At 38.9% G+C, this 12,608-nt stretch carries 8 protein-coding genes and 1 pseudogene; 8 read left to right on the top strand and 1 reads right to left on the bottom strand.

What is annotated here, in order from left to right:
* Positions 1-103: 103 nt before the first annotated feature.
* Positions 104-538: a DUF6078 family protein gene (locus P3L47_RS02700; RefSeq protein WP_122363735.1), complete on the bottom strand. Its 435-nt coding sequence runs from the start codon at positions 536-538 to the stop codon at positions 104-106.
* 129 nt (positions 539-667) lie between these two features.
* Between P3L47_RS02700 and P3L47_RS02705 the strand changes: the two genes are divergently transcribed.
* The 8 genes and pseudogenes from P3L47_RS02705 (at position 668) to P3L47_RS02740 (ending at position 12,571) form a co-directional block, all read left to right on the top strand.
* Entirely contained in the window at positions 668-1,246 is a 579-nt protein-coding gene (locus P3L47_RS02705; RefSeq protein WP_277782595.1) for an RNA polymerase sigma-70 factor, read from the top strand.
* Positions 1,247-1,327: 81 nt separating this feature from the next.
* Positions 1,328-2,329 carry a FecR family protein gene (locus P3L47_RS02710; protein WP_277782596.1) on the top strand — a complete coding sequence of 334 codons (1,002 nt, stop codon included), beginning with the start codon at positions 1,328-1,330 and terminating at the stop codon, positions 2,327-2,329.
* A 117-nt stretch (positions 2,330-2,446) separates the two neighbouring features.
* The gene (locus P3L47_RS02715; RefSeq protein ID WP_277782597.1) at positions 2,447-5,809 is read left to right on the top strand and encodes a TonB-dependent receptor; all 3,363 of its coding nucleotides are present in this window, start codon (positions 2,447-2,449) and stop codon (positions 5,807-5,809) included.
* Positions 5,810-5,813: 4 nt separating this feature from the next.
* Positions 5,814-7,433 (top strand): RagB/SusD family nutrient uptake outer membrane protein, encoded by a 1,620-nt coding sequence (locus P3L47_RS02720; RefSeq protein ID WP_277782598.1) that lies wholly within the window; start codon positions 5,814-5,816, stop codon positions 7,431-7,433.
* 81 nt (positions 7,434-7,514) lie between these two features.
* The gene (locus P3L47_RS02725; RefSeq protein WP_277782599.1) at positions 7,515-9,470 is read left to right on the top strand and encodes an alpha-L-fucosidase; all 1,956 of its coding nucleotides are present in this window, start codon (positions 7,515-7,517) and stop codon (positions 9,468-9,470) included.
* A gap of 206 nt (positions 9,471-9,676) precedes the next feature.
* A pseudogene (locus P3L47_RS02730) lies at positions 9,677-11,137 on the top strand (sulfatase family protein); the annotation flags it as partial.
* 131 nt (positions 11,138-11,268) lie between these two features.
* Positions 11,269-11,928, top strand: a complete 660-nt coding sequence (locus P3L47_RS02735; protein ID WP_277782601.1) for a LysE family translocator — start codon at positions 11,269-11,271, stop codon at positions 11,926-11,928.
* A 1-nt stretch (position 11,929) separates the two neighbouring features.
* Positions 11,930-12,571 carry a carbohydrate-binding family 9-like protein gene (locus tag P3L47_RS02740; protein WP_277782602.1) on the top strand — a complete coding sequence of 214 codons (642 nt, stop codon included), beginning with the start codon at positions 11,930-11,932 and terminating at the stop codon, positions 12,569-12,571.
* The last annotated feature ends 37 nt before the right edge of the window (positions 12,572-12,608 follow it).

A 12,608-nucleotide genomic window follows, 5' to 3' on the forward strand; every position in this document is an offset into this window, starting at 1 on the left:
GTTAAACTACACTGCCTTTTTTGTTTCACCCTAGTGAAACACTTGTTTCATTACGAAGAAACAGTTGTTCCATTAGGGTGAAACACTTTTAAGCATCTAGTTTTTACCACTCGTACTGTCCGACATATTCATCAAACACCGGAGCCTCCTGAAGACCTCGTTTAAGGAATAGTTGGCGAACATATTCCTGTTGTTCGAGAGTGAAAAAACGTTCTTTACGCCAAAGGCGGTAAAAATGTGTCCGTCCGAAATAAGCCAGCATCTGCTGTTTGATAACAACCGCATCGTTATGGGGTATATGCGCCAACAAATTGGTCATACCCAAAGCAAATTGCTGTACCTGGTCGAGCTTGAAGAAGGGACATTCTTCACTTGCAGGATTAGTTTGCGCCGGATTAATGATAGTAACCGTTCTGCGTTCCGCCGGTATATACTGTGTTGCTCTACAACGAAGACACTCATTGGCCAGTTTACACGTGTTATTCAGACAATGTGCAAAATCATGCGGCAGTAAATCGTAATTGAAGTCTTTATCCATAATATTATAGTTATCCACGAAAGTACACCTTATTATTCAATCACAAAACAAATTCCTAAAAAAAATATAAAGTTGCCTTACCAATATTTATCGTATATTTGTCACAAGAAAGAAATCACAAACATCATAATGGATTCTGCCACCGAAAAAGGATACATAGAAGCTGTCAGCAAGGGCGATGAACAAGCATTCGAAGCATTGTTCCTGCATTATTTTCCACGAATAAAAGGATTCATCAGCGGAATCCTGCAAAACGGAGAAGAGGCTGAGGATATTTCGCAGGATATCTTTGTATCCATGTGGCAAAACAGGGAGCGGTTAACCTGTATCGATAACCTGAACGCTTATCTGTTCCGCATAGCAAAAAATACCGTTTTCCGCCATATCGAACGTAGTCTGTTATTTAAAGACTATCAGGAACAGCAGACCGAGCGTTCCTTATTATTCCCTACTAATAATGACAGCATTGAAGAAGAAATATATGCAAAGGAGCTGGAATACCTCATTTCTATTGCTGTTGAAAAAATGCCGTCTCAACGAAAACGGATTTACCAAATGAGCCGTATGGAAGGATTATCCAACGAAGAAATAGCAGAACGGCTCGCGATCAGTAAACGGACTGTCGAAAATCACCTAACACTGGCACTGGCCGACATCCGCAAACTTATCGGTTTCTTTATAATCACTTATTGGGGAAATATCATCTAAAATTATTTTGAAAAAAGTTTCTTTTTGACTGTGTGTGTTTCCCGCTTCACGTATCCTATAATAAACGGAAAGCATATACACATGTCGAAAACATATAAAATATTACATAATCTGGTCAATCACACTTTCGATCCGGAACTCCGGAATAAGGTATGGCACTGGTTGATCGCTCCTTCCAAAAAGAAAGAAAAGGAAGAAGTACTTTTTTCTATTTGGGAAGAATATCCGACGGAAGGTACGGCAGAAACTTACCGCTCACTGAAAGCGACACAAGAAAAAATAGGATTAAAGAAGTCTCCACAGAAACAGTATAGTCTGCTATATAAGCTATTGAGAGTTGCCGCTATCCTGATTATTCCATTATTATCTATTGTCGGCTCATTTTTATACATTCAACATAATATACATTCCCCTGAGATGGTACAATGTTTCGTTCCCGAAGGAAAAAAACAAGAATTAATATTACCTGACGGTTCAATAGTAAACATCAATTCTGGAAGTATTCTTATCTATCCCAAAGAGTTCAAAGGAGAAACGCGAACTCTCTTCCTGATTGGAGAGGCTAATTTTAATGTACAAAAAGATAAGAAGCATCCTTTTATTGTTAATACAAACTACCTACAAGTCGAGGCGCTTGGAACAAAATTCAATGTGCAAGCTTATTCCGAAAGCGACAAAACTATCACTACGCTGGAAAACGGAGCTGTGAAAGTTGAAAAGATCATAGAAGATGAAAACTCATTCATTTTATCACCCGACGAACAATTGGAATACAACCACAAGACAGGTGTGTTTGAGAAAAGATCAATTAATGCTTCCAGTTATTCCGGTTGGACAAAAGGAGAACTCAATTTTATCAATCAGCCACTCAAGGAAATACTAGCAACAATACAACGTGAATATGCAGTTCAATTTGTAATAAATCCACGTTTATTCACATCTGATCTGTACACAATCAAATTTCAACAATATGAAAACATTGATAACATCATGAAAATATTGACACTTACAGTCGGTCACTTAAAATATGAGATCGAAGATAATATTATCACAGTTTATTCACATAAAAAGAAAGGAGCCTAATGAAGAAAAAAGGGACCGAAAAAAATTGCGACACCTTTTCCGGACCCCTGAAATCAACAATCATCATCTAATAGTCTTAAAATTAATATAGTAATCATTGATTTAATATGCAAAAATATGAAAATAAACTATCACAAGAGTAAACACATGCTCTTAATTTTCCGTAAAACATTCGTTTCAGTATTATTAGCCTTATTTACAAGTACTATTTGTTGGGGACAGAGTCAACAAGTTACTATCACCGGTAACAACAAAACTCTTCTGAAAGTATTCGAAGAAATTGAGAAACAGACCGGTTTTAGTATTGCTTACAACCAAACAAAATTAGATGTTAATAGACCTGTTAATCAAAACTTCACGGGAGAAGCTTTGTCGACAGTTATAACAAGTCTTTTAAAAGACACTGATTTTTCTTATCGTATAGAAGGGAAACATATTATTATTATTCCCCAAAATACAGGAAATTCCTTACAAAGCTCAACGAAAAATGCACCTAAAAAAATATCCGGAGTTATTCTTGATGGAACAGGGCTGCCAGTAATTGGAGCAAATGTTGTAGTTAAAGGAACAACAAATGGAGTTATCTCAGATTTAGACGGTAATTTTTCATTAGAAGCCACGCAAGGTAGCAAGCTACAAATATCATACATCGGTTATCTAACCAAAGAAGTCACGATCGATAGCAATACAAACTATAATATCCAATTACTAGAAGACTCACAAGCATTGGAAGAAGTAGTCATTGTTGGATATGGTACAGAAAAAAAGGTAAACGTAATCGGTTCCATTGCACAAATAGGCGGTGAAAAAGTAACTAATCGACCAACATCAATGCTATCAAATGCATTGGCAGGGCAAATGGCCGGTGTTACTGTCATCCAACGTTCTGGTCGACCAGGAAACAATGGGGCTGAAATACGCGTTCGTGGTGTAGCTTCTTTTGGTGGAGATGATTCCAGTAAAGCAGATGCATTAGTTCTAATCGATGGTATACCAGGAACACTCAATGATGTCAACGCTGAAGATGTTGAAAGCATTTCTGTATTAAAGGATGCCTCTACAGCCGCAATTTATGGTGCTCGTGCTGCAAACGGAGTAATTCTTGTAACTACAAAAACAGGTAAAGAAGGTAAAATCAGTATTAGCTATAATGGCTATGTAGGATTCAACCAACCAACAGAACTTCCTGAATTTGTAGACACATGGAGATATGCAGAATTAATGAATGAAGCAAGAGGTACAGATTTTTATACCCAAGATGAAATTCAAATGATGAAAAATGGCAGTAATCCAGATAAATACGGTAATCATAATTACTTGGATGAAGTTTTTTCAAGAAAAGGAATACAAACAGGTCATGATTTAACACTAAACGGAGGTACTTCCAGTAATCGGTATCTCCTTTCATTAGGCTACTTACATGAAGATGGCATCATTGAAAAAAATAGTTATGAACGTTTCAATACACGATTAAATCTCGTCACGGATATTACATCTAATTTGACAATAACAACACGCTTATCAGGAGTTTATGCAACACGGAAAGAACCGACTACAAGTAGTTCAGGTAATATGCTGGATATGGTAGGTTCAGCAATCCGTTATCCAGGGTTATGGGCCACAGTTCTTTCAAACGGAGAATTAGGTTTAGGGAATAAATCAGAAGGAACACCCGCAACACCTTTACATACGCAATCCTTTTTCGAAGAACCTGATTTCAAAGTAAATGCAAATATTCGCCTAGATTATAGTCCTATTAGCGATCTAAAAATCTCTGCCATAGGAGGTTTTAATTATCAAAATCAAGAACAACGGACTTATAGAGCTTCTTATATCCTAGAAGGTAGAAATATTGGAACCTCTTCTTTAAAGCATGAAATGTTGAAAACTATTTATAAAACATTTCAAGCAACTGCTGAATATAATAAAAAAATCAACAATCATTCCATTGGAGCTTTAATTGGTTATTCTTGGGAAGATCAGTCTTATCGTACACTAAATGGATATAGAGACAAGTTTCCAGGAAACGACTTACCTTATTTAAATGCTGGTTCACCTGATAATCAACAATCAGGAGGAGGAGGATACGACTGGGCTATTCAATCTCTCTTCGGACGTATCAGGTACAATTTTGCAGAACGTTATTTGTTGGAATCGACTCTTAGGTACGATGGCTCTTCTCGTTTCCCTACTAATCAGAAATATGGTTTCTTCCCTTCTATAGCAGCTGGCTGGAGAATTTCTGAAGAAAACTTTTTCAAGGAAAATGAAAGTCTAGAATGGATTTCAAACTTAAAACTAAAAGCTTCTTGGGGAAAATTGGGTAACCAAAATATTGGAAACTATCCATGGCAAACAGTTTTTGAATTAGGCAGAAACTATCCCTTCGGAGATAATTTTGCATTAGGAGCTGCCGTTGTTACAGCAACTGACCCCACTATAAAATGGGAAGAAACCCAAACTTATGATGCTGGTTTTGAAAGTAATTTATGGAATGGGCTGCTCAACATTAATGCAGGTTATTTTTACCGGAATACTTACGACATTCTATACAAACCGAGTGGAAGTGTATCCAGTGTATTGGGACAACAAGTATCCGTAATGAATACGGGTAAATTAAGAAACACCGGTTGGGAATTCGAAGTTGGGCATCAAAACAAGATTGGAGAAGTCTCTTATAACGTGAACGCAAATTTCAGTATCATTAACAACAAAGTAAAAAGTCTTGGTGTAGGAAACGTTGAGCAGTTAAACGGCATGGTGGGAAATGGTAGTGATTTATTTATCGGATACCCAATGGAAATGTACTACGGCTATCTGACCGATGGGGTTTTCATCAGTGATGAAGAAGTTAAAGACTGGGCGGATGTTTCACAATTATTGCCTCAAGCACAAAAAGGAGATATTCGCTATAAAGACATCAGTGGTCCGGACGGTGTCCCTGATGGCCAAGTTGATCCTAATTACGACCGTGTATATTTAGGCTCACGTATTCCTAAATATACATTCGGATTAAATTTAGGAGGAGAATACAAAGGGTTTGATATATCCCTACAAATACAGGGAGTAGCAGGAGTAAAAGGGCTGCTCAATGGATTTGCAGGATGGGCATTGTGCGGAGACGGGAATGTACAAACATGGCAAGATGAAGGACATTTTGATCCGGCCAATCCTCAACGCTATCCGGTTTATCCAAGAATGCAGGAAGTCACAGGTTCAGAAGCATTTAACACATTAACATCTGACTTTTGGATTCTTGATGCCTCTTATATTCGCTTAAAGAATGTTCAAGTAGGATATACGTTACCATCTTCCATCATAAAGAAAGCAGGAATCTCCCGTCTACGTTTTTACATCACTGCAGAAAATCCATGTAGTTGGAATAAATATAGAAAAGGATGGGATCCGGAAATTAATGGTAATGGTGTTTACTACCCTATTCTATCAACCTATACATTTGGTGTAAATCTTAAATTCTAAAAAAATGAAATATAGAAATTTTTATATCGTATACATATTGGCGTCTTTCTTATTTAACACGTCATGTAACTTAGACCGCAACCCTTTGGATAATTTCGCGGAAAATGAATTTTGGACTAGCGAAGAAAACGCATTAATAGCACTGACCGGAATATACAGAGGTAACACTCTTTTTAATTCAGAAGAGTATAGTCCAACAGACTTTTGGTCATATAGCGGTGTGCTCTTTTTAGAGTTCGCCAGCGATAATGCCTACGATCGTCGTGGAAACAATTCAGGTTTTTTTCAAATGGTTAATGGTAACTTCACTGCAAATAATGGATTTATTTCCAATTATTGGAGTAATGCTTATGCTAAAATATCTCGTTGTAATCGTTTCCTGGAGGGAATTGATCAGATTCCAGCTTCTCAAGAAACAGTAAACCGATTTAAATCGGAGGCCCGTTTTATAAGAGCTGTACAATATTTCTATTTGTCACAGTATTTCCAAGATGTACCATTGGTCACTTCTGTCCTAACGAAAGAAGAAGCCAATAATGTGAAAAAAGCTTCTAAACAAGAAATCATTTCGTTCATTGAAAAAGAATTTAAAGAAGCTGCTGAATATCTACCAGCTTGGAAAGAACTTCAAGCATCAGAGATAGGACGTGCATCTCAACAAGCTGCTTATGCATTTTTAGGGCGAACCTATCTAGCAGAAAAACAATATAAAGAAGCAGCAAACACATTCCTTCAAATTATAAATATGGGAGAAAACAAGATAGAAGACAATTATAATGAAGTCTTTTATCCAGCTCAAAAAGGTAGTCCGGAAATTATCATTGGAGCACAATATCTAACAGACCTTGCAGGTTGTGGTTTACCTCAGCACGCTTATCCTGTAAAAGATCTGGGATGGTGCATTATTAACCCTTTAGGGAGTTTGTTTGAAGCTTATCAATTTACGGATGGATCTAATTTCAGCTATGAAAGTCCCTTATATGATAAGAATAATTTAGGAAAAAATAGAGATCCACGATTAGACTACACAATCTATTACGACGGTGCGACATTCAAAGGAACCACTTACAGCTCACATCCGGATCGCGGTGGAGTAGACGCAACACAAAGCGGACAAACAACCCAAACAGGATTTATGATGCGAAAATATTTCGATGAGTCATATAATGGAGACCTCCGAAGATATGGGGTTAACCTCCCAATCATTCGGTATCCGGAAATTCTGTTAAGTTACCTAGAAGCAAAATTGGAAGGAGGAGAGCCTATTGATCGTTCACTACTCGACCTAACAATCAATGCAGTTCGTGGTCGTTCTTCAGTAAATATGCCTCCTGTCACCGAAACAAATCCGGATAAGTTGCGCCCGATCCTCCGCAACGAGCGTCGTGTAGAATTTGCCATGGAAGGCATTCGCTATTGGGACCTACTCCGCTGGGGGATAGCACATGAAGTATTGCAAGGTAAAATATACGGTGCACCTTTCCCAGGACGCAGCAAAGTAGATGGTGATAATAATCAAGACAAATATGGCCGATGGTATGTCAACAAATGGAATTTCCGTCAGCAAGACTACAAATGGCCAATACCGCAATCCGAGCAAAACATTAATCCCAATTTAAGATAGTTATAATCAAAAAACTGGAGAAAGATACTTGTAATTACTATTATCTTTCTCCGGTTTCATTTTAATAAAATAAATAAGATTATGAGATATTTATTCATTATAATTATAGTTTTATTCAGTGCCTGCTCTCCTAATCCGGTTCAGACCTCCAAAGAAGGTACAGCTATTTCTGTTCCCGAAAACGCTTCACGTGAAAAAATCATCGAATTATCAACAGAGGTACGCCCCTCGTACAGACAATTAGACTATCAGGAACGTGAAATGCTCGGTTTTATACATATCGGAATGAATACATTCACAGGACGTGAATGGGGTACCGGAACAGAAGATCCTGCCATATTCAACCCTTCTGAGCTAAATGCAGAAAAATGGGTAAAAACATTCAAAGATGCAGGTATAACCGGAGTCATATTAGTAGCCAAACACCATGACGGATTTTGTACATGGCCCAGTAAATTTACTAACCATTCTGTTGCAAACTCTCCATGGCGTGAAGGAAAAGGAGATCTAGTAAAAGAAGTATCGGAAGCATGCAAAAAGCTCGACATGAAGTTTTGTATTTATCTATCTCCCTGGGATATGCATGAACCCACCTATGGTACAAATGCTTACAATGATTATTATGTAAACCAGATAGAAGAGTTATTAAAGAACTATGGTCCAGTTTACTTGCTTTGGTTTGATGGAGCAGGAGTTAATAGTAGCGTGAGTGGAAAAAATATGGACTTTGATTGGGAACGTATTTTCCAAAAAGCACGAGAAATACAACCAGACATTTTACTATCCGGAGCAGCTCCTGATATACGATGGGTAGGTAATGAAGCCGGGCAAGGACGTGAAACCGAATGGTCTGTACAAGGAATAGATGAGGAAAATCTTTTGTTTGGAGGAGAAGTAAAAGGGCTTCATGCAACAGCTGAAAATCTGGGAAGCATAGATGATCTAACAGGAAAAAAAAGACTTGTATGGTATCCATCAAGAGGTGGACTTCCTCTTAGAAAAGGATGGTTTTACAATTCGAATGATGATAACACAACAAAATCTTTGGAATACCTCGTAAATAGCTATTTCTCTACCATTGGACAAAACTCAAATCTTCTACCTAATTTGTCACCGGATAAAACTGGACAAATCCCAGAAAAAGATGCAAACAGATTAATCGAATTTGGTAAAATCATTACCAAAATGAAAGAAATAGATTTTGCTAAAAATGCTGAAGCTATCGCTGTGTCTGGATGGGAAAAGAATTCAAAAACAGGTGTTTTAACAGATGATGATCCTTTTACATCCTGGCAAACTCCAAAAGGAATAACTAATGCTGAAGTTGAAATAAAATTAAAACAAGCTAAACTACTTAATATCATCAAACTACAAGAAAACATCCGAGACTATGGACAAAGAGTTGAAGCCTTTGAAATTGAAGCTTGGATAGATAATAAATGGATAAAAATAGCTCATAGCACAACTATTGGATTCCGTAAAATGATTCGTTTGTCAGAGCCTATTTATACTGACCGTTTTCGTATTCGCATTCTCAATAGTAGAATATCTGTTTCATTAGGGAATATTTCTATGTACTACCTTCCACCTATTCCCAAGGAAAATACGACCAACATCAATCCACAACCACTGAAAAATGATGGTTGGACAATTTCTTCTTATGGAGTAAAAGAAAATAACGGCCCAATAACTTCTATTATAGACAACAATCCCAGTAGTATTTTTGAAGGAACTATCGAAAAAATTCCTGCTGGATTTATCATACAGTTAAATAAAGAGTATAAACTGAAAACTTTTTCATATATTCCAGATAAAACCCTAAATGCTGGACATATAGAAGAATATGCCATTTCTTTTAGTCTAGATGGTGAAAAATGGGAAAACCCGGTCACAAAAGGTCGTTTTGGCAATATTGTCAACAATCCTGTTGAACAAGTTGTATCATTCAAATCCCATAAAGCAAAATTTGTCAAGATCGAGATCCTAAAAACAACATCAGATACGATATCAATACCTGAATTGAACTGGTTTGAATAACTATTTTTATCAGTTAAAATGTATTTTTCGATTTTTATAAAGAAAAGGTCTGTTTTATTCACAAAAAAAGCAGACCTTTAAACCCTGAAATAATAATTTATCATACCTAAAATATCATGAAATCAAACGTACTAATCGGTCTCGGACTGGGAGCATTCCTTGTCTCCCCGACTATCTCCCATGCTCAAAAGGCAAAAGAGACAAAAACTCCGAATGTCATTTTCATCTACGCTGACGACCTGGGTTATGGTGACCTGGAATGTTACGGCGCGACCCGCGTACAAACACCCAATGTCAACAAACTGGCAAACAGTGGCATCCGCTTTACGAACACTCACGCAACAGCGGCTACCAGCACGCCTTCGCGTTACTCGCTGCTTACCGGAGAATATGCATGGCGCAGGCCGGGAACAGACATTGCTGCCGGAAATGCCGGAATAATCATCCGTCCGGAACGGTATACCATTGCCGATATGTTCAAAAGCGCAGGCTATACAACTGCTGCCTTAGGCAAATGGCATTTGGGACTGGGCGATAAAACAGGCGAACAGGACTGGAATGCCCCTCTGCCTGCCGCATTGGCTGATCTTGGATTCGATTATTCCTATATCATGGCTGCTACAGCCGACCGTGTTCCTTGTGTATTCATAGAAAACGGAAAAGTAGCCAACTACGACCCGTCTGCACCTATCGAAGTCAGCTATCAGAAACCTTTTGAAGGCGAGCCGTTGGGCAAAGACCATCCGGAACTGCTTTATAATCTGAAACACAGTCATGGCCACGATATGGCAATCGTCAACGGTATCGGACGTATCGGTTATATGAAAGGCGGAGGCAAGGCATTATGGAAAGATGAAAACCTGGCAGACTCCATCACAACCCACGCCCTCGACTTTATCAAGGCGAATAAGGACAAACCATTCTTCATGTACTTCGCCACAAATGACGTACACGTACCTCGTTTCCCTCATGAACGTTTCAGAGGAAAAAATCCAATGGGACTCAGAGGCGACGCCATCGTACAGTTCGACTGGAGTGTCGGACAAATACTGGACGAACTGGAAAGATTAGGGTTAAGGGAAAATACATTGATTATCCTCTCCAGCGACAATGGTCCGGTTGTAGATGACGGTTATGCAGACCAGGCGGAAGAACTGTTGGGTGACCACAAACCAGGTGGTCCGTTACGCGGAGGAAAATACAGCGCATTCGAAGCCGGAACACGTATTCCCGCAATCGTCAGCTGGCCGAAAGAAGTAAAAAAAGGGGAAGTATCAGATGCTTTAATGTCACAGGTAGACTGGTTCGCTTCACTCGCCGCATTGACAGGTTCTGTACTTCCTAAAGGCGCAGCTCCTGACAGTTACAATTATTTGGGAACCTTGCTGGGAACGGACAATGCCGATCGCCCATGGGTTATCGAACAGGCATCCGACCATACTTTATCAGTCCGTACGAAAGACTGGAAGTATATTGAAACCAGCGACGGACCGAAAATGGTACCCTGGGGACCAAAGATCGAGACTGGCTACTCGAAAGCCCCTCAGCTATACGACATGACTCAGGTCGGCGAACAGGATAATCTGGCAGAAAAACGTCCGGAAATCGTTTATCAACTGCAGGGAATTCTGAAAGGAGTACGTAACAATACTGTCAAACCTAAATAATCCGGATAACCCGGTCAAATTATAAATCAATGGTCTGGGACTTTTGTTCCAGACCATTTTTATGTTTTTACCTTTTTTTATCAACGAATAGACACTATCTTTGCAGTCAATTGGGCAGAAAATAAAAGATAATGCTGGGACTTATTAGTAAAGGAATTGTGATAGGCATACTCGTATCAGCCCCTATGGGTCCGATCGGAATGCTGTGTATACAAAGAACATTGAATAAAGGACGCTGGCACGGATTCGTTACCGGTCTGGGAGCAGCCCTATCAGATGTCATATACGCAACTCTTACCTGTTTGGGCATGGGAGTTGTCGTTAATTTCGTAGAAGCCAACCAGGCTCCTCTCCAGCTAATGGGCAGTATTGTCTTAGGACTTTTCGGTTACTATATATACCAATCCAATCCTGTAAAAAACTTAAAAAAGCAACGTGAAAAAAAGTTATCGTTCACACAGGATTTTATTACAGCTTTTCTTCTTACCTTTAGCAACGTTTTAATCGTGCTTCTATATATAGGCTTGTTTGCACGCTTTGGATTTGTGCTACCAGATCATTCCGTTTGGATGTTATTGGGGGGGATTGCATGCATTGGTGTAGGTGCCGTCTTATGGTGGTTCGGAATCACATATATAGTTGCCAAATTGAAAAAATGGTTTAATGTACGAGGAATATGGTTATTGAATCGGATTGTAGGGACAGTCATCATTGTTTTGGCTATTGTAGGAGTATTATCCGTGCTCCTCACCTCATATTTCCATTTGCCGTTGCTCCAAATCTATAATTAACATGAAGAAGCTTAAAGTACCGTATTTAGTGACGCTGGATGTACTGGATTTATCATCCGCAGGATATCTGCTGGAGAGTAAGGCCCAGCGAGAGTATATCGATGTGATCAATTGGGAAGAATATCCTTACAAACCAATTGTAGCCTTTGATATTGCTCGAACAGACACGAATTTATATATTCGTTATTTTGTAAAAGGCAATTCCCTGAAAGCTGTACACAGCACAGACGGATCACCTGTTTATACCGATAGTTGTGTAGAGTTTTTTATGAAAACCATAGAAGATCACAACTATATGAATTTTGAATTCAATTGTATCGGCACCTGTGATGCAGCACGCCGCCAATCACGCGATATCAAAAGATCGCTGAACTCCGACGAGTATGCATCCATCCGCAGATATTCCACATTGGAGCACAAACCGTTTGCCGAGAAGAAAGGGGTATACTCCTGGGAACTGGTAGTTGCCATCCCATTCCAGCTGATGGGGCTCGATCCGAATAACCTGCCGGAAAAAATACTGGGTAACTTCTATAAATGCGCAGACGATACAGAATTTCCGCATTTCGTAAGTTGGAGTCCGATCGATGTTCCGGCACCGGATTTCCATCGTCCGGAGTTTTTCGGGGAGATTTACTTATAAAAGAGACTATGATTATCAAATAAGAAATAGTAGAGAA

Source organism: Parabacteroides chongii (genome assembly GCF_029581355.1).
GTDB classification, from domain to species: domain Bacteria; phylum Bacteroidota; class Bacteroidia; order Bacteroidales; family Tannerellaceae; genus Parabacteroides; species Parabacteroides chongii.